The organism is Microcoleus sp. LAD1_D5 (assembly GCF_036702115.1).
GTDB lineage: Bacteria > Cyanobacteriota > Cyanobacteriia > Cyanobacteriales > Microcoleaceae > Microcoleus.
This window is the reverse complement of record NZ_JAUBSA010000011.1, coordinates 53,020-73,117: the sequence shown is the minus strand read 5'-3', so window position 1 is coordinate 73,117 and position 20,098 is coordinate 53,020. Positions and strand designations below refer to the sequence as shown.

Annotated in this window: 13 protein-coding genes; 8 read left to right on the top strand and 5 right to left on the bottom strand. The window is 45.3% G+C overall.

Features of this window, described 5'->3' with window-relative positions:
• Positions 1-524: 524 nt before the first annotated feature.
• Positions 525-6,434 (bottom strand): SdrD B-like domain-containing protein, encoded by a 5,910-nt coding sequence (locus QUA70_RS07750; RefSeq protein WP_333346084.1) that lies wholly within the window; start codon positions 6,432-6,434, stop codon positions 525-527.
• A gap of 532 nt (positions 6,435-6,966) precedes the next feature.
• On the opposite strand from QUA70_RS07750, the gene mtnA reads away from it, so the two are divergent.
• Genes mtnA through QUA70_RS07735 form a run of 3 tightly spaced genes read left to right on the top strand, consistent with a single transcriptional unit; the run spans position 6,967 to position 9,415 of the window.
• Positions 6,967-8,028 carry an S-methyl-5-thioribose-1-phosphate isomerase gene (gene mtnA, locus QUA70_RS07745; RefSeq protein WP_333346087.1) on the top strand — a complete coding sequence of 354 codons (1,062 nt, stop codon included), beginning with the start codon at positions 6,967-6,969 and terminating at the stop codon, positions 8,026-8,028.
• 4 nt (positions 8,029-8,032) lie between these two features.
• Positions 8,033-8,554 (top strand): type IV pilin-like G/H family protein, encoded by a 522-nt coding sequence (locus QUA70_RS07740; protein ID WP_333410365.1) that lies wholly within the window; start codon positions 8,033-8,035, stop codon positions 8,552-8,554.
• A 3-nt stretch (positions 8,555-8,557) separates the two neighbouring features.
• Positions 8,558-9,415 carry a rhodanese-like domain-containing protein gene (locus QUA70_RS07735; RefSeq protein ID WP_333346091.1) on the top strand — a complete coding sequence of 286 codons (858 nt, stop codon included), beginning with the start codon at positions 8,558-8,560 and terminating at the stop codon, positions 9,413-9,415.
• Positions 9,416-9,532: 117 nt separating this feature from the next.
• Here QUA70_RS07735 and QUA70_RS07730 read toward each other — a convergent pair whose 3' ends face one another.
• Entirely contained in the window at positions 9,533-9,880 is a 348-nt protein-coding gene (locus tag QUA70_RS07730; protein ID WP_015174783.1) for a hypothetical protein, read from the bottom strand.
• A 241-nt stretch (positions 9,881-10,121) separates the two neighbouring features.
• Here QUA70_RS07730 and QUA70_RS07725 point away from each other — a divergent pair, with 241 nt between their 5' ends.
• Positions 10,122-11,042, top strand: a complete 921-nt coding sequence (locus tag QUA70_RS07725; RefSeq protein WP_333324733.1) for a cation diffusion facilitator family transporter — start codon at positions 10,122-10,124, stop codon at positions 11,040-11,042.
• 582 nt (positions 11,043-11,624) lie between these two features.
• On the opposite strand, the gene QUA70_RS07720 is transcribed toward QUA70_RS07725, so the two are convergent.
• Entirely contained in the window at positions 11,625-11,948 is a 324-nt protein-coding gene (locus QUA70_RS07720) for a hypothetical protein (protein ID WP_333324730.1), read from the bottom strand.
• The gene (locus QUA70_RS07715; protein WP_333410363.1) at positions 11,949-15,002 is read right to left on the bottom strand and encodes a tetratricopeptide repeat protein; all 3,054 of its coding nucleotides are present in this window, start codon (positions 15,000-15,002) and stop codon (positions 11,949-11,951) included.
• A gap of 167 nt (positions 15,003-15,169) precedes the next feature.
• Between QUA70_RS07715 and QUA70_RS07710 the strand changes: the two genes are divergently transcribed.
• The 4 genes from QUA70_RS07710 to QUA70_RS07695 all read left to right on the top strand — a co-directional run bounded on the left by QUA70_RS07710 (position 15,170) and on the right by QUA70_RS07695 (position 18,712).
• Positions 15,170-15,442: a hypothetical protein gene (locus tag QUA70_RS07710; RefSeq protein ID WP_333324727.1), complete on the top strand. Its 273-nt coding sequence runs from the start codon at positions 15,170-15,172 to the stop codon at positions 15,440-15,442.
• 21 nt (positions 15,443-15,463) lie between these two features.
• Complete coding sequence (locus QUA70_RS07705; protein ID WP_333324725.1) at positions 15,464-15,997, top strand: DUF2726 domain-containing protein; 534 nt, start codon at positions 15,464-15,466, stop codon at positions 15,995-15,997.
• Between the two features lie 536 nt (positions 15,998-16,533).
• Entirely contained in the window at positions 16,534-17,997 is a 1,464-nt protein-coding gene (locus tag QUA70_RS07700; protein ID WP_333324723.1) for an ABC transporter substrate-binding protein/permease, read from the top strand.
• Complete coding sequence (locus QUA70_RS07695; protein ID WP_333346096.1) at positions 17,963-18,712, top strand: amino acid ABC transporter ATP-binding protein; 750 nt, start codon at positions 17,963-17,965, stop codon at positions 18,710-18,712. The genes QUA70_RS07700 and QUA70_RS07695 overlap by 35 nt, the downstream gene beginning before the upstream one ends.
• Positions 18,713-18,825: 113 nt before the next feature.
• Here QUA70_RS07695 and QUA70_RS07690 read toward each other — a convergent pair whose 3' ends face one another.
• Positions 18,826-19,881, bottom strand: a complete 1,056-nt coding sequence (locus QUA70_RS07690; RefSeq protein WP_333324719.1) for a UPF0104 family protein — start codon at positions 19,879-19,881, stop codon at positions 18,826-18,828.
• Positions 19,882-20,098: the final 217 nt, after the last annotated feature.

Here is a 20,098-nt window from a genome sequence, read left to right as displayed (position 1 = left end):
CTCAAAGTAGTGCATGACCAGCCGTAGGGTATATGGGGCAAGCTATTTTCTATTTTGTCTTTTTTCTCCCAATAGAAAGCGGGTAATTTGCTCATCAAGCAGCAGGTTGTGCGCGAGGAAGGCGGGTTTGGGCTGATTGGGGTCTGAAACGAGGTACAGCAGGTTGTGGTGACTTAGGAGGGGCAGAGAGCCTTCTGTCTCCTGCCTCAAAACTCCAATTTCTAGCTTGGTTGCAAATGTGAGATGCTCCCCAGGTAAAACACGGCGCTGTGTAACCGAAAACGATATTACTTCTGGCTCATCAGAATTTATTTGCCATGATTATACAGCGTATTCTAGGTTCATAAAGTAGTAGGGAAAAGGCATTGCCTTTTCCCTACGGGGATTCATGGATCAGGGGTGTACTTCACAAATAACGTGGAATCTCCTGTAAAATGTTTGGTTTCACCCTTTTTTTATTTGCCAACAGTTTCTTAATCCATCGTCCCTACAATATTCTCACCTAATTAATTAGCTCGATCGCACTACAGGAGTGCAAAATCTGTGGCAGTAATCACGCTTGCAGGCACATTGTTGAGAGTTGCCAAAAGTTGCCCGGAACCAGTAACTCGGATGAGAGTTGAACTATTCTCGGCAACAATGCTCAGTTGGGAGAAATCCAGACCACCCATTAAGCCGATCGAATCGAGGCCGTATTGAAAGTCTAAAATAGTCTCGCTGCCGAGGTCAATACCCAACATAAATCGATCGTTCCCGGTACCTCCAATCAGAGTATCATTCCCCTGATCTCCAAACAGCCAATCGTCCCCAGCACTGCCAAGCAAACTGTCCTCATCCTTACCGCCGTAAAGAGTATCGTTCCCAGTATCCCCGTTGACAGTATCCTGACCTTCATTGCCAAACAACCAATCGTTGCCCAAACCGCCGCATATTTGGTCTTTTCCGCCCGTAGAACCAATGGGGAGGGGGCTACCAATATCCCCGTACACTGTATCTTCCCCCTCGCCGCCACAGATAGTATCACTGCCTTCATCGCCAAACAGCAGGTTGCTGCCCAATTCGCCGACAACTAAGTCATCGCCCTTGCCAGCACGCACTGTATCATTACCATCACCACCTGCGATCGTATCTTGATTTTTCTCCCCGCTGAGGAAGTCATCGCCCGCCAAACCGAACACCAAATCGTTGCCAGTCAAATCCGGGTCGAAGGGGTTAATAGTTCCCCCGTAGATAGTATCGTTACCCTGGTCGCCAATTAAAGTATCGCTCTCCTGGTCGCCGAAAATAATGTCGTCATCTTTGCCACCGTAAACAACATCTTCGTTCTTGCCCGCAAAGATTAAATCATCTCCAGCAACCCCATTGAGGTAATCATTACCCTCATTGCCAAACACCAAGTCCGTGTCTATATCTGGGCCAACCGGGAAAGCACTGTTAAGTCCCCCGTAAATATTATCATTGCCCCGCAATCCTGCCAACAAATCATCGCCGTCAAAACCATTTATTTCGTCACCGTTATTAGTGCCGAGAATAGTGTCGTTGCCGTTAGTACCGTTGCGGCTATTAGTGACAGAATTTGGACTGCGAATACTGCTAATGCTGGGTAAAACAATTTGCGAACAAATGCAGTCAGCATCTTGTCCTTCTTGCGGTGGTAGTGGTGTTGGTGTTGGTGTTGGTTGGACTTGGGCGAAGGAATTGCCAAAGTTAATATTGTCAACATTAGTGCCACTGACAGCAATAATATCAGCAGGATTGGCAGTAGTTTGCGTCCAACCAGGTTGATTGACTTCCCGAACTCGATAAGTTCCCGGGCCTAAATTGGCGAAACTGTAGCCGCCCAAACTATCAGTAGAAGTATTAACTTCTCCAGCATCTAAAGAGTCATTGCTGTTAGCGTCAAGGAAGAGTTGCCAGTTCGGCAAGAGCGGTTCTTGAGCATCCAAAACCCCATTGTTATTGAGGTCATTAAACTTGCTGCCGGAGATGCTAATATTTTGAAAATTGCCAAAATTAACGTTCGATTGACTTTCGCCACTACCCAGATTAACCGCCGCCGGATTAGCAGTAGTTTGCGTCCAGCCAGTCTGCTGGACTTCCCGCACATTGTAAGTGCCGGGATTGAGGTTGTTGAAGCTGTAATTACCAGAATTGTCAGTGGTAACAGTAGTTTCCCCATCATCTAAAGAGTTGTTCCCGTTAGCATCGAGGAAAATTTGCCATCCCGAAAGACCAGTTTCCTCCGCATCCTGAGTACCGTTGCCGTTGCCGTCGTTGAATTTAAGACCGCTGATGCTGCTTTGTTGGACGGGAGTCGGAGGCTGAGGCGGAGTCGGAGGCGGAGGCGGTGTTGGTGTTGGTGTTGGTGTTGGCGTTGGTGTTGGCGGGACTGGTTGGTTGCCGAAATTGGCAGTGGAAGTTTGACCTGGATCTAACGGAACCGTTCGGGGGTTAGGGGTGGTTGCCGTAAAACCTGTCGGCACCACTTCCCGGACGTTGTACGTGCCTGTTTGCAGGTTGGGGAAGCTGTAGCTGCCCTCGGTATCGGTAGTAACTTGGGTTTCTCCGGTGTCTGGAGTGCTGTTGTTGTTCGTGTCAAGGAAAATTGTGACACCAGGGATGCCAATTTCTCCGGTATCTTGAGTGCCGTTACCGTTGGTGTCGTTGAATTTAGTGCCAGTTATGGTGCCAGTTATGGTACCCGTCTGGAGGCGATTGCCGAAATTCACCTCATAAGGAGGAGCTTGGCGGAATCCCACCGTCACGAAAACCGGATTGGGAGTAGTCAGCTCGTAGGGAGACAGCACGATTTGCTGAACGGTGTAAAGACCTGTGTCCAAGTTGGGGAAATTGAAGCTGCCCAGAGGACTGGTAGTTGTTGCCGAAGTTTCTCCGACATCGAGAATGCCGTTAAAGTTACTGTCGAGGAAAACAGTCGCTCCGGCTAAGCCAGTTTCTCCCGCACCTTGAATGCCGTCGGCGTCGGTGTCCTCAAATATTATACCAGTAATGCTACGGAATACGGGTGTCGGAGTCGGAACAGGCAATGGGCGATTGCCGAAATTCACCGTAGCAGGAGTAGTTTGGCCTGCTGCCAGCGTAACTGCAACCGGATTGGGAGTAGTTAGCTCGCTCCCGGCTGGCGCGACTTCCAGGACATAGTAAGTGCCGGAGGGCAAGTTGGGGAAAGTAAAGCTGCCATTGGCCCCAGTAGTTGTGGAAGCTTCTCCGAAGACGATCTGGTCAGTGCCGAGCAAAACAGTCGCTCCGGCTAACCCAGTTTCTCCCGCACCTTGAGTGCCGTTGTTGTCGTCGTCGTTAAATGTTATGCCGGTGATGCTGCCGAGTACAGCGGGTATTGCTTGGTTGCCAAAATTAACTGTAGCAGGATTAGTTTGACCTGCTGCCAGCGTCACAGCAACCGGATTGGGAGTAGTTGGCTGGCTGTTGGCCGGTACAACTTCCCGAACGTTGTAAGTACCTGCAGGCAAGTTGGGGAAATTGAAGCCGCCGTTAGCATCGGTAATTGCGGAAGTTTCGCCGGCATCGAGAATGCCGTCGTTGTTAGTGTCGAGGAAAACAGTGACTCCGGGCACACCAACTTCTCCGGCTGCTTGAGTGCCGTTGCCGTCAGTGTCGTTAAATTTTATACCAGTAATGCTGCCGAGTACAGCGGGTATTGCTTGGTTGCCGAAATTCACCGTAGCAGGAGTAGTTTGACCTGCTGTCAGAATCACTGGGGGGGGGTTTTGAGTAGTTTGCCGACTGCCAGCTGGCACAAATTCCCGAACGTTGTAAGTGCCGGCAGGCAAGTTGCCGAAAGTGAAACTGCCGTCAGCCCCGGTAGTTGCGGAAGTTTCACCGGCACTGAGGATGTTGTCACCGTTAGTGTCGAGAAAAACAGTCACTCCGGCGACACCGAGTTCTCCGGCGGCTTGAGTGCCGTTGCCGTCAATGTCGTTAAATTTGATGCCGGTGATGGTACTCAGCGGTACGACAACGGGAACAGGCTGTGCGGAGAATTCCGAAGTGTTGCCGGCGGCGTCTGTTGCTGTCGCGGTGATTAATTGGCCTGCGGTGACGGCTGCTGGGAAAGTTTGATTAAAAGCAGCGTTGCCGGCGGCGTCAGTAGTTACCGGGATAGAAGCGATGAAGGTTTGGCCTTGGGTGCCGGGGGGAGTGTTGGCGAAAAATTGCAGGGTGAAGTTGGTATTGGGGGTGCTGTTGTAAGTTCCCGCGACGGTGACGCTGCCAGCGCTGGCGGTAGCGGTAGTGAGTACGGGGGTGTTTTGGAGGTTGTTTGCACCGATGTCGGCGTCGCCCGCATCGTTGGCGGTGATGCCGTTGTTGCCGAGGTCGATGCCTAGGCCAAGGTTGGCGAAGATGGAGTTGTTTTGAATGCTGTTGCCGGTGCCAGATGCAACAGCTACGCCGATATTGCCATTGTTGGCGATGATATTTCCTTCACCTGCTGCTGTACCGCCGATCGCATTATTAGTTGCTGCAGCGGTAATCTGTACTCCGATCGAGCTATTGCCTAAGGGGCTAGTACCGTTGGCTGCAACGCCGATGAAGTTGCCGCGCAAAGTGTTGCCTGTTGCAGAGGCGCCTGTAATCTGGACGCCTAAACCTGCGTTGGGACTGCTATTGCCGGAAATAATATTGCCAGCGCCTGCGACACTACCGCCGATCGTATTGCTGGGTGCATTGTCTACAACTACACCAATAGTGTTTGGCAAGGCAGCAGTGCCGGCGGCGTTGGTGCCGATGTAGTTACCGAGTACCGAGTTGAGAGTGGCATTGGCGTTGAGAATTTGCACGCCGAAACCGTCATTGCCGGAAATGATGTTGCGATCGCCCGCAGCAGTGCCACCGATCGTGTTGCTGGCAGCATCCTGTATGAGCACGCCAGTCAAGGTGTTGCCCAAGTCTGCTGTGCCGTTGACATCTGTGCCGATGAAGTTACCCACGACTCTGTTGCCTGTGGCAGCGTTGCTGGTAGCAGGGCTGTTTTGAATGAGTACACCGAAAGCATTATTGCCGGAAATGATGTTGCGCGCACCTGCGGTATTTCCGCCGATCGTGTTGTTGGGCGCATTCTGAATAGCCACGCCAAAACCGACGTTGCCCAAGTCTGCGGTACCGTTGATGTCGGTGCCGATGAAGTTGCCCAGCACAGTGTTGCCTGTGGCTGTGGCACCATCGATAAACACGCCAGCGCTGCCATTGCCAGAAATCAAGTTGCGATCGGCTACTGTCGTTCCGCCAATGATATTGTTAGAACCACCCGATATTTGCACGCCCGTCAAGGCATTTGGTAACGCTGCAGTACCAGCAGCGTTGGTGCCGATGATGTTGCCTAGCACTCGGTTGCCTGTGGCACCTGCGGCATTGATTAACACGCCGAAAGCATTGTTGCCAGAAATGATGTTGCGATCGCCCGCAGCAGTCCCGCCGATCGTGTTACCCGCTGCATTGTCAACTACTACGCCACTAGCACCGTTGCCCAAGTCTGCGGTACCGTTGGGATCTGTGCCGATGTAGTTGCCGAGTACAGAGTTGCCTGTGGCGGTATTACCTAAAATGAAGATTCCAGAACCCTGAAAACGATTGATTGCGAGTCCCCGAATGGTGCTGCCGCTGCCGGTGATGAGTATGCCGTTAGTTGTACCCCCGCCATTGGTTCCATCGAGTTGGATCAGCGGGGTGCCGGCGAATCCTGGCTGAGAGGTGCCGTCGATCGTTACGGCCTCGGTAATTATCGGTAAAGAAGTCAATGGCGCGATCGTCTGAACGCCTGCGGCAGGAATGTTGAAGTTAATAATATCCGCCCCAGCAAGGGCATTAGCTTGAGTAATTGCATCTCGCAGCGAACCAGGCCCAGAGTCAGCGGTATTAGTAACAGTAAACGTCGCCAAGGTGTGCGCGTAACTTGCCATTACCTCCGGCTCGATCGCCAATCCTGTTTTAATCACTCCAGTAGCGTATTCAAGTACCCAGTTTCCGCCTTTTTGGGCACTCCCCGTAATATCTGAAGAAGCAGCAATGTTAGCTTTTGTTAACTTGCTCAGCTTTTGTACAAAAGCCTCTCCTTTTTCACCTGCTGCTACATTACATCCGTATAGCAGAATTTCAAATCGATTTTTAATTGAGTTGACAGATGACGAAAACCACCGTTTCAAGCAGTCGCGATATGTTTCTAAATTGTCGGAATTCAGGATAGTTGGCCCTAGCTGCAAACTTCCCGATTCCCCGTGAGAAATAATGTGAACGCTTTCTATACCTTTGCGGCTCTGCAGTGCTTCGGCAATTTGTTCGATGCCGTCCCTGGCTCGATCGACTAAAATTACCTCTGTACCCGTTTTAACTCCTGTGGCAAGACTTTGCCAATCTTCAACTGCTGAATCTACGAATACTATTTGTTGGTTTTTCATAATTACTGTTTCCCCATGCACCTAGTTAGGTTTTCAAAATGTTGTTTCCGTGCGATGATAGTCGCTACTTCAATCCACCACAAATACGGCTACCACAAAACCTGCCTTTAACTCAGTACAATTTGTACAGACAAAGCTTTACGATTATCTATTTTGGTGATTCTTGTAAATCTGTTGGATCTGGAAAGTTGCTCGATCGCACTTTTTCATTCTCAACTTAAAAAAAACAGACCCCAGGTACAGCTAGCTTGTTCCCGATTACGGAAAGTTTTCAAAAAACGTAAGTATAATTTACACAACTTAATGTTCGGTTTTTGACTAAGTACACTTTGGTCAAAAAGAATCCAACTCTGTATAAGTTCCAAACCCAGAGAGTGGTAGGTATCCAGCAATTATTCAATCTCAAATCTCCAGTCTCGAATCTCAAACCGCATGGCTGGGATTTTGGCAAATTCAGCGTGTCCCTCATAACATAGAGGAATAGTCGCCTTCATGGCATCATAGAAACTTGTCCCTCACATAATTGAAATAGATGACCGCTCAAAACTCCCCTGTTTCCCCTGTCACTTGGATAGAAGACCGAGTTCTGCTAATTGACCAAAACCGACTACCGAAAGAATACGGTGTAGTCGAAATTAGTCGCTACGAAGATATGGCTGAGGCGATTAAAACTATGATAGTCCGAGGTGCTCCGGCGATCGGGGTAGCAGCAGCCTACGGGATGTATTTGGGGGCGCGAGAAATCGAAACGGGCGATCGTACCGAGTTTTTTACTAAACTAGAACAAGTTGGCGAGTTATTGCGATCGACTCGTCCCACTGCGGTTAATTTGTTTTGGGCAATATCGCGAATGCTCAAAACTGCCGAGAGAACTAGCGGTTCTGTCGAACAAGTGCAAAAAACTTTGTTAGAAATGGCTAAAACCATTCAAGCAGAAGACTTGCAAACTTGTAAAGATATCGGCGACAAAGGTTTAGAAGTTCTGCCAGCTACACCCGAAAAATTGAACTTACTAACTCACTGCAATGCCGGTGCGTTGGCAACAGCCGGCTACGGAACTGCTTTAGGTGTATTTCGTTCTGCTTGGCGAGAAGGAAGACTCGGAAGAGTTTTTGCGGACGAAACTCGGCCCCGTCTCCAAGGTGCAAAACTAACCACTTGGGAATGCGTACAAGAAGGAATTCCTGTCACATTAATAGCCGACAATATGGCCGCTCACTGCATGAAACTCGGCATGATTCACGCGGTAGTTGTCGGTGCAGACAGAATCGCTGCTAACGGCGACGCCGCCAATAAAATTGGCACTTACAGTTTAGCAATTGTTGCCAAAGCTCACAACGTCCCGTTTTTTGTCGCAGCGCCTCTGTCAACAATTGATTTTGAACTTTCCGACGGCAGCAAAATCCCCATTGAAGAACGCGATCCAGTTGAAATGTATCAAGTTGGAACTACGCGGATTTGTCCTGTGGGAGTCGAATTTTACAATCCCGCTTTTGACGTAACTCCGGCGGAATTAATATCGGGAATAATCACAGAACACGGCACGGTTGCTCCTTGGGCGTTGAAACAGTTTCAGGCAAAACAATTAGTTTAATTGTATGTTGCTCAACCGCTTATTCCGCCTGTTATCTGTGAAATTAAGCATGATTCCTAGCAGCCGCAACTGGCAGATCAAAGCTGCGATCGCAGCTCTAACTCTGCCAGTTGTTTTTAGTCCTGTCTCGGAAGCTCAAGTGTCACCAACGCTTAAAGCTAAGGAATTACAAGCGAAAAAAATTGTGGGTTCGATGAATAAAGCTCAGCAAGTTTACTATGCTGAAAAAGCAGGCTTTACAAGTTCTCTTTCCAATCTATTGGTTTATCTCGGTCTCCAAGTTAAACCTGACGCAACCAATTACAGCTACTCAAGCGGCATGGTGAAAAAAGGTGCTGTATTTAACTACGGAGTATCGAAGCAAGCTAATCTCAAAAGTTTTGTGGGGGGAGTCTTTTTGGTGGGAAACAAGACCCAAACAATCTTGTGTATAAATGCTGCTCCTGGCAAGACTAAACCAGCTAATCCAACTAATACCAAAGGGGTTTTAGCCTGCGGTGCTAATACAGCTCAAGTTACTCAATAAATTATGTCTAATTTACTGGGTAATTTAGCAAATAACTGGATAGTAAATGCAGATTTAGCTAAGCAATTGCTGGAACAAGAAGCTACTTTACTAGATGCTCGCGCACCCATTTTCAAGTGGTTTTGCCGTCTCCCACCAGCTATTCCCGTAACTTGGCAGGAATTTTCGCGTTCCGACTTTCCCCACAAGGGAAAAATTCTAGAAAATAACACAATTTTAACTCCAAAACTGCAAGCAATTGGCATTTGTCAAGACAAACCTGTCATAGTCGTTGCTGATTCCGTGAAAGGGTGGGGCGAAGACGGGCGAATTGTTTGGATGTTGCGGACTTTGGGACACGAAAAAGCAGTTTTTGTAGATGGAGGATATAGGGCTTTAATCCAAGCTGGAATTAATCGAGTAAAAGCTGCAAACAATCCACCTAAAACCGGAGATTTTGTAATATCTCGCCGCTCGAATTGGGAAATTCAGCGGGATGAATTGAAAGCTATTTTAGGAGATGAAAATTTAGTCATTATTGACGCCAGAGAGCGGCGAGAATATGCAGGTAAAACACCTTACGGAGAAAAGCGGGGCGGCCACATTCCCGGTGCGGTTCACCTCTACTACAAAGAGTTAATGGACAAACAGGGACAACTGCTGGGTCGTGGGGAAATAGTCGCTATTTTGCAGCAGAAAGGAGTTTCGTTGTCAACTCAAATTGTGAGTTATTGTAGTGGGGGAATTCGCTCTGCATGGTTGACTTCTGTGTTGACAAATGTGGGATTTAATGCTAAGAATTATGCAGGTTCAATGTGGGAATGGTCGGCTTCGCCGGCAGATAGCTATCCTTTGTCAGTAATCCTTTCACGGGCGGCCTAGAAACCCACCCCACAAGAAAATTCAATGTTTGTGGAACAGGCTGGAAAGCCTGTTCTTGAGAATGGTATCTGAACTCAGATTCAACCTATTAACTACAAACGATCGAGGTTGAGAATTTCAACCGACTTGTTCGATATACTGAGCGAGATCGTCGCGCAGGCGGCTGAGTTCGGCTTCGGTGGTGACGCGCACGCGATCGTCCCGAACCGTAATCAGCACTTTCGCAGCAAAAGGAGTTGGCCAGATATTCGGGTTGCAGAAAACTTCCAAAAATACATCTCCTGCATACCGATATTCCATCGGTTTTTGGGGAGAAGCTTTAGCGCCAGCGGTTTTGGCTGCTACAGCTTTCAAGCTTTCCATCAAAGCTGCAATTTCGCTTTGCAAATCCCGCGCGGCTTGCGGGGAAAAGCTAAAGGAGACAGAACCTTCGACTAAATTCAGTGTCAGCGGAGAAAGAGACATGGGCAATGAAATTTAACATACTATTGTTAATGATAAAAAATATAGTAACCCAAAATAAGTACATTCCAGCTCAATTGGGCAGCGAAACTGCTATTAATTAAAAATTGTCTCAAGAAGCTAGGCTAAATTAATGAATATAAATCTAGTCGCAAGCTAGATTCAGCAATACTTTTAACCTTTTATGACTTGATAAGCTTTAAACTAGAAACCAGAAAACTTGACGGCCGAGTGAGGAGATTTTATGGTTGCCGATAACCGTTCCGAAGTCCGCAAGGTTTTAATAATTACTTTATTGCTAAATTTGCTGGTGATGGCAATAAAAGCAGCCGTGGGATGGCTGACTGGTTCCCTCAGTTTGCTAGCAGATGCTTTGCACAGTGTTACGGACAGCGCTAATAATATTTTAGGATTAGTAACTAATCATTATGCTAACCCGCAGCCCGATCGCGATCATCCCTACGGACACCAAAAATTTGATGCTCTCGGAGCTCTGGGAATTGCTGCTTTTCTGGGAATTGCCTGTTTTGAAATTATCAGCGGTGCTGTCCAAAGGCTGATTAACGGGGGTAAAGTTGTCAAAATATCGCCAAATGAATTGTGGATTTTGCTGATTGTACTGGGGATTAATATTTTTGTCACTTTTTACGAGCGCAGAGTTGGTCAACGTCTCGGTAGCGCGATTTTAGTGGCTGACGCTAAGCACACGATGAGCGATGTTTGGGTGACAATTATGGTCATCGCCGGGTTGATTGGTGTTTGGCAAGGGCAGGTTTGGAACATACCTCAATTACAATCCCTGGATGTGTTTTTGTCTTTTCCTGTGGCTGTTTTGGTATTTAGCAGCGGTTGGAAGGTTTTAACAGAAAATCTGCCTTGGTTGGTGGATGAAATGGCGATCGCACCGGAAGTTATTCATGCGATCGCGATCGATGTACCAGGGGTTGTCAACTGTCACTCGATCGCCTCCCGTGGCGTTGTAGGGCGTCAAGTATTTATTGATATGCACATGATTGTCGATGCTGTCGATGTAGAAACAGCTCACCGGATTACAGAAGAAGTAGAAGCCCGTTTGGAAGAACGTTTCAGCCCTGTACGCATCTTAATTCACGTTGAGCCGCCGGCTTACCATTCCGACCAAATTAGCTACGATTCTGAAAAATGAAGGCACAACCAGTGATTTTGACACGGATACACGGATTAATTGAAGAATCGGGAAAGTATTTTTACTTACCGCTATTCCTCCAATTTTTTAAATGCTATCAATCGCGTTAGAGCGATCGCACTTAATTTAGTTACAGTTTTCCACAGGAAAAGGGGGGTTTTCCACAGAAATCGGCAAGTTTTCCACAATAGATCGATCGGCTGTCGTCGATTTCTGTCTTTCTATTTGTATAAATTCCAAGTATTTTGAATTTCTGTAGCCATTTCCCCCCGCAAATGCCAAGGTAGCAAAATCTCCACTTTTGAACCGAGAGCTCGCAGCCATCTCAACGGGTAGTGCGGATGGAATTTTTACTTTATTTTATCTGGTGCTAGCCTATCTACTCTCGATCGTAGCGGAAATTCTCCTACTCTGTTTTAGCCGACGATTCTCTTAATTCAGAGAAAGATGAAGAAATGTTTCGATCGAGTTGGATTTGGGGGTGTGAGTGCGATCGCTCTCTTACCACCGAACCAGATAACGCAGATCTACATCTCAACCTTCAATCTTAATCATTTTCAGTTGAAAAACTGAAACTTTAGTTTATAGGGGCATCATATAGTGATGACAAGTGTTCGAGCCAGGATGTTCTAATGGATCTACAATCAGCACAATAAAGTAATCTTTTGGATTATACATTTCCAAAAACATCAGAATTGAATCCCACATTTCACTTGGAGCATTTTGGGACGCCTTTATACAATTATTTTGTGTTACATAGGCCACAGTCAGTTCATCATACGATCTTTGTACTTCAATTAAGACAATTCCTTTCCCCAATTGCTGATAACCCTTAACAGCTTGCTGTTTAATTAACTCACTTAATTGCGAGAATATTTTTTGAGCTACTGGAACTAAATTGTACAACTACTCTGGAGTTGGAAAAATATCCTTACTACTAATACCCTCAATGATTGAAGCACGAGGTTGCCTCTGGTTTCTAAATCCTTGAGCTTTACGGTTCTCTTTTGATTTTCTTTTAAGTTTTGATTCTAGATCTGCTAATGCAAATCTTCCAGGAAAAGCCTTTATCATCTTTTGTATAGATTCAGCAGGAATTGTGCGAATATAAGGCAGCTCTGCCAGTAATATTTGATACTGGATAGTATCAGGGTGATCCGGCCCGCAAGTCTTTAAAGCAATTTTGAAAGCTTTCTTCCATAACTCCTCTGCTTCGTCAAATTTCCCTTGTCGGCAGTACAAGTCTGCTAAATTATGAAAACTAGAAGCAACATCAGGATGATCTTTTCCTAAAATTTCTCTTGTTATTTGTAAAGATTCTACATATAATAACTCTGCTTTTTTAAGTTGATCCTTGTAAAAGTATACAATCGCTAAATTATTCAAAGTCATAGCATAATCTAAATGCTTCTTTCCCACCGATTTCTCCTTTGTTTCTAAAGCTTTTAAAAGCAATGGTTCTGCATCTGTATAACGAACTTGCTCTGTGTAAAGTAGTCCTAAATCGTTGAGACTAACAGCATAGTCTGGATGATTTTCGGATAAACAATTTTTCCTAATTTCTAAAGCTTGCTTGAAAAAAGATTCAGCTTTATTGTAATTTTCTTGCGATCTATAGACATTTCCTAGACTGTTGATAACAGAAGCTACATCAGGATGATACTCTCCAAACAAGTTTTTAATAATATCTAGAGATTCCATAAATAAAACTTCAGCTTGTCTATATTTTCCCTGAACGTTGTAAAGAGATGCCAAATTATTTTTGTACGCAGCTATTGCTGGATGGTTATTATCTAATAAATTTTTAGCAATATCTAAGCTCTCTTCAAGTAGAGATTCAGCTTCATTATAGCGACCCTGGTCTTTATACACTTTTCCTAAAGTATTTGAAACCGTAATCAGTATATCAATGCTTTTATTTGGGCAACTTTGCTGACGTAAAATAGGTATAAATGCCAGTGTTTGATCTTCGCTAATATTTTCGTGTATTTGAAATTTTTCCTCGGCATCAAAACCATCTAATTCGGAATTATTTACGATTTTTTTCCAGCAGATTAGTAATGATTTTTCGGCGTCGTTAAACCGATTTTGGAAAATGTAAACTAACGCAAGCTCGTATTGGATAGTTATTAGCCATAAATGTTGGGCATCCAGATATTTTTTGAAAAATAATAAAACAGTTTCAAAAAGTATTTCTGCTTCTTTATAAAAGCCTTGCAACATATAAAGTCTTGCTAATTTTTGTTTGCCAACAGTCACAGAAAAAAGATTTTCTGGAAAACGAGTTTGTAGCTTTTCTATAAAAAATTGGCACGAATCAGCAGCTAAAGCGTACAGACCTTGATTTTCATAGAAAGAAATTAATAGAGTAAAAGGATATCCAAAGTCTGAGTCGCTAAGATATTGACTCATCTCTTTAACGATTTCTTTTATATGAGGAATAAGAGGAGAAATAATGTTAATTTCATAGTGGTTTGGTGAATCTGGTATCTGTTTCGCCAATGCTGCTATATATCCTACCAAGTAAAATTTCAGTTCTTCTGCCTCTGGTAGTGCCTCTAGCTTTTGCCGAAAGAACTCTCTGATAAGTTGATGAAACCGATAAATTCCCTCACCGCAAGGCTGAAGTAAATTCAATCGAACAAGCTTATTTTTAGCTTCTTCTGTCGCTTCTAGGGAGTTTTCCAATTCTTCCAGTATTTCCTGAGTAATTCTTTGAGATTCTAATGCTTCTTTTATGGCTTTTGCATCTTTTTCACTCACTGCAAGCTGTAATTCATTGGGTTTCCAAGGAATGGGCGCTGGAGCAAACAAACTCAGAAGACAGCCTAACCTCTGCTCAGCATCATTTAGGCGTTCCCAACTCAACTCAAAAGCATCGGCAACTCCTAGTTGAGCCGTCATTGTTGGTTCTGGATTCTTCAAGGCTGAATGTCTTAGACGTTTCTGCTTTAATCGTCGCAACATTTCTCCTAAAGATAAATCTTCATCTTGTGCCAAATATTGCCCTACTAATTCCAATCCTAGAGGCAAATAACCAAGCCACTTGCATAAATTTCTAGCAACCCAAGGCTCTCGTTTTAGCCTTTCTCGCTCAACTAAAGACTTCAGCAGAGCTAGAGCTGCTTTCGGCTTCAGCACATCTAAATCTAGACGAGCAAGCGGTTTACCAAGCCTTTCCCGCGTTGTAATCAACACTTTGAAGCGAGATTCAGATGGTAAATAAGCCTTAATTTGTCTGTAATCTGCAACATCATCAATAACAACTAACACCTGACCTTCAGCCCAACGTTGCCAGCAGAATTGTACTTGACCAGCTAATGTCAATCCATTGGGTAAGGTGAAGTTTGGAAAATGCGCGATCGAAAACTCGACAATTTGAACTCCGATCTCTCCACGTTTGGGATACAGCCAACAAATACCGCCTTTGTATGTTTCTGCATGACCTTGAGCATACTGGATCGCGAGTTCAGTTTTGCCAACACCGCCCATACCAGCGATCGCCGCAATTGCTACCTGATTGTTTTTTTCCAGAAGTTGGTGCAATTCTGAAAGTTGCTCCGTGCGACCGACAAACTCAACAGCACCACTGCGAGGAATATTATTGTGATGTTCGAGACTGCTCTGAGTTGCTAAGACTGTATTTTCTAATCCTTTTGTATGCCCAAGCTTTGGTAATTTTGACTTTGAACAAACCTGGTTCCACGCCTCGATACCGACAATATCTGTCACTTTTAAGCCAAAACCCTTTTCAGCGATCGCCCACGCAGACTCCGGATCGACTCCACCACCGTATAAGAAGGTCTTGACTGTCTTTTGATCTACACCTGCTTTCTCTGCAATACGCTCAAACGTCAGACGCCGCCCTTCACTGTCACGATTAGCAGCTTTGGATTCTTTAAGTATTCTGATTCCTTCTTCAGTAGCCTGCACACTGCGGGATTTGCGTCTTCGAGTCATTGATGTAGTCCGTTCATTTGTATTGCTACTAGATTAACCGCTTCTAAACGCTGCTGACAGCAAAGATCGGGGAAGTTTGGGGAACTTTACGATCTTCACCAATCTGCTCTGGAGAAATCGAGTTGACTCCAATAGGCTTGAATCATTAACACTCAAAGGTTCAGCTTATGACAGCCTTCCAACTCAGCCTTTTCCCAGACGAGCCACCCGCTCCCCTCGACTCCCTTAACAAAAAGAGAAGGGTAAAACTCCAATCCCAACCAACTGTAATTGAGCAATCCTGCACAACCCATAGAGCCGCACAACTGCTGGAGGTATTCACCACAACTCTCTACCGCGCTCGGAAAGAAGGCAAACCTTACCAGAAGGGCGCTTGGACTGCCACCGCTCTTGGTGCAAACGCTTGGACAGTCATCTACAACCCCTTTAATTCCCACTAACCCTAATCGGAAATAAAACTCATGCTATACGCCTTTGACTGTGACAATTCTTTGTCTTCATTTCCCCAATTCCAAAGCGGAGAAATTATCAACGAGTTAGAAACGATCGCTATCGATATTCTAGAGATGATTTTAGGCGATCGCTTCCGTTACTGTCCCCAAGTTCCCCTAGAAATCATCTGTTCCCGTCCCGAAACTTTCACCCGTCTTCCCATTGAACTTTGGAAATTTTGGGTGAGTTCCAGAGTCGATCTCGCCTTGATGGAACGTGGCTATTGTGCTAGTCGCCAAGCTAAACTGGTGATAGAATGTCAATCTCATTGGCACGATCGCCCAGAGGTGCAGGTGCGCGATCGCAAAAAAGCCCGACTCCTTGCATCTGTTGGCGTTCCCTTAGTATACCTGCGACAAATCGATCTCGATCGACGCTTCTATCGTTTCTACACTCCCAATGGACAAAAAGAAGTCTTCTACAACTCAATTACCCAACAAGGACGGACAGAACTGGAAGCATTTTTGCAACACTATTCCACACAGTTGACAGTTGACAGTTGACTCTTAGACTATAAATTTTCTGCGTAAGTCCTGTAATTAACACAGGACTTACAGACGGCATCTCTCCAAATCGAAAATCAATAATCGACAATGGTATTACTCCCACTCGATCGTTCCCGGTGGCTTAGAAGTAATATCGCATTTTTTGCTCTTATCTACTGAATATTTTGTACCACATATAGATGGAATATGCTGGATGATTAGAAATACCGATCGCAAATAGGACAACGGTACAACATGGGTGGGAGTTGTGCGGACAAGCTTTACTTTCTAAAATGTTAAAAATTGTGCATTTAGGACATTTTTTAAATATAACTTAGTGGCACAATTATCTATCTTTATGCCCAGGCGCATTAATACCGTTATAACCGGGTTTTTTACCATTGTTGAAGGCTAACTATGCAGTTTGTTTGTCCATCAAACCCGGTTTATGGCAACCCGTGCGTCCAGGAGCATATCTTCCTTTACAATGGTGACTTGATTCCGATTTGTGGTATGTTTTCGGGGCGAGGGGATTTTTTAGGACAATGTTCGATATGAAACCTTTAAAATTAAAATCAATGCTGGCGGCGGCGATCGCGATCGCCTTTTGTTTAATTGCGATCGCCAGTTACGCCCAAGCCAACAAGACTTTAACACTGGCGACTTCCCCAGACTACCCGCCCTATGAATTTAAAGATACGGCTGTTAGCGGCAACGAAATCATCGGTTTTGACATCGATATTGCCAAATATATTACTAAAAAATTGGGCTACGAACTGAAAGTAATTGGCATGGATTTTAACGGCTTAATTCCCGCTTTGCAGGCTGGAAGAGCCGATTTTGTAATGGCCGGAATGACTCCCACAGCAGAAAGGAAAAAAAATGTTGATTTTTCTGACCTTTACTACGAAGCTCAAAATACAATTGTCGCCAATAAAGGCAGCAATTTGACCAAAGCTGAAGATTTAGCCGGGAAAAAAGTAGGTGTTCAACTCGGAAGCATTCAGCAGGAAGCTGTGAAAAAAATGGCCGGGGTGCAACTGGCCCCTCTCAATAGGATTCCTGACATCATTCAAGAAATTAAATCGAACCGCCTCGCGGCGGGAGTGATCGAGGATACTGTTGCTACGGGTTATGCAGCAGCGAACCCGGACTTGGAATTTAACACAATCCCGAATACTGAAGAAAGCGGTTCGGCGATCGCCTTTCCGAAAGGTTCGAGATTAGTTCCAGAATTCAACCGAGTCCTCCAGCAAATGAAAGCCAGCGGTCAAATTAAGGAACTAGCTACTAAGTGGTTTTCTCGACCAATTCCGCAAGAACCTGCTCAAGCAAATCAGCCTGCGGTAGCGCCCAACTTCGGGTTAGATTTTGGCAAAATCTTGCCGAGTTTGCCTTATATTTTGTCCGGGATTTGGGTAACGCTAACTTTTACCTTGCTGTCGGCATTTCTCGGATTTATCTGGGGAATCGTGCTGTCTCTGTTTAAGATTTCTAGCATTAAACCGCTGTTTTGGTTTGCCACTGCTTACACCTCAATTTTTCGCGGAACACCGCTAATTTTGCAGTTGACTTTAGTTTATTTTGCAACGCCGCAGCTTACGGGCTATAATATATCGGCGCTGCAAGCTGGCGTCATTACTTTTTTCCTCAATTCTGGGGCTTATATTTCCGAAACGATCCGCGCGGGAATTCAAGCCGTAGATAAAGGTCAAAAAGAAGCCGCAGAATCCCTTGGCGTTCCCTACAAACTGATGATGGGCGATATTATCTTGCCGCAAGCGTTGAAAAACATCTTGCCTGCATTGGTGAATGAAAGTATTGCTTTGCTGAAGGATTCAGCTTTAGTTTCAGTAATTGGCGTAGAAGACTTGCTGCGCCGCGCTACAATTGTGGGAGCAGAAAAGTATATTTACTTTGAACCTTTGATATTTGTCGGCGCAATTTATTATTTGATGGTGCTTAGTTTAACTTGGGGGGCCAATGTACTCGAACGTAGACTCCAAAGTAGCAGTTAAGGTCGATCGCCTGTATAAATCTTTTGGCAATCTGAAGGTTTTGCGCGAGATAACTACTGAGATTCATAAAGGAGAAGTGATTGCCATTATCGGCCCTTCGGGGTGCGGCAAGTCTACTTTTTTGCGGTGTTTGAATTTACTGGAAATTCCGACTTCGGGACACATATACATTGACGGGGTGGATATTACTTTGCCGAAGGCAGATATTCTGAAAATCCGCCAGAAAGTGGGGATGGTTTTTCAGCATTTCCACTTGTTCCCGCACATGACTGTGCTGCAAAATGTGATCTATGCGCCTGTAAAGGTGAAGCAGGTTGCTAAGGATGAGGCGCGTCTGAAGGGGTTAGAATTGCTGGAAAAAGTGGGTTTGTCAGATAAGGCGGACGTTTATCCTTCTAAGCTTTCGGGGGGACAAAAACAACGGGTGGCGATCGCCCGCTGTTTGGCTATGGAACCGGAAATTTTGTTGATGGACGAACCGACTTCTGCACTCGATCCAGAAATGGTTAAAGAAGTGTTAGATGTGATGAAAGCTTTGACAAAAACGGGAATTACGATGGCGATTGTAACTCACGAAATGGGTTTTGCGCGGGAAGTCGCCCACCGGATATTGTTTTTGGATGGGGGAAAGGTGGCGGAAGATGTGCCACCGCAGGAGTTTTTTAGTAACCCGAAGTGCGATCGCGCCAAGCAATTTCTGGAAAAAATGCTTTAATCTGATATCGCATCCGCAATTAAACAGGTTTGTAGTTCGATCGCACATAATCTCACATTTTCTGCCCCGCACCCTAGAATCACGACAATATTTAGTTTTAAATTCACCTTTTTTTACTGTTTTTTACTGCGCCGATCCCGCTGGCGATCGAGCTTTGCCAAAGCAGCACCAGAAACATCCGCCAGAATGCTAATTATCCGATACAAAGCCACCGCACCCAGAATTATACCCGTAGAAAAGCGATCAGACAGCAGGGCGATCGCCGTTGCTTCAAATACTCCCATTCCCCCCGGTGCACCCGGCACAACTAAACCGACAACAAACGCAAAACAAAAAGCACCAAACAAGTTGGGAATATTGCTAAAGTCCACCGGAGTTAAAGCCATTACCGTTAGCAAAAAACCGCAGCCCCGCAATCCGATGAAACACATTTGTCCGATTAACGGCACTAAAGGATAGCGTTTAATTGGCAAATTAATTTTCCGGCGGGACTTGACAGGCAATGTTTTTTTAGCTAGATTGGAGGTAGAGTCTACACGAAAATTCAGTCCCGCGCCCGCCGCCTCCTCAGCCTCTGAATTTTCCCCATTATTTTTTGATAACTTCAACCGCTCTACAAATAGGACGATCGGATTTAAAATTCGGGGATGAATCGCCGTTAAAATAGCAGCACAACCGACAATCCGCAAAAACCAATTGAATTTGTCAAAACAAATCAACCCAATCAAAACGCCCGCAGAAGCCATCAGCAGCGGTTCCAGCAACACGCTGAGAGTAGCAGCTTTCGGGAAAATGCCTGCCTTTTTGGCGTCCAATATTCGACCCCAAAAATGCCAAATATTGCCCGGTAAATACTTGGCAATATTAGTTTTGAGAAAAACTTGAATCGCCCATGCCGCAGTTACAGGTTGGCGGAATTCCCGCAAAATCAACATCCACACCCAGCCGACAAAAATTAGAGAAAATAAAGTGACGCCAAGGGCGATCGCCAGCAACGGAAAACTTTCGGCTCGAATTTGGATATTCGCCACTTCTCGCCAGTGAGTTAAAAACGCTTTGGCAATAAATAAAAACGTCCCGCCCAAAATCAAATAGCGCAAATAAGGCTTTAAATGCGACTTCGCGATGTTGAAAAAATTTTGAATTCGATGCAAGTGTTGTTTTCCCATTTTCTGATCCCGATTTTGAATTTGGGATTAAGTTATACTGTTTTAGATTTTATATTTTAGAGGGGGTAAGGCGGAATTGTGGTTGATTTACACGGCATGATATGACGGAATAAATCTGTTTAACCTAACCTATGCAGACCTCTACAGACTGTGCGTAATGCGCGCATTACAGACTATTTAGGGCGTTTTTAACCACAAACTTAAATTTAAAATCTAA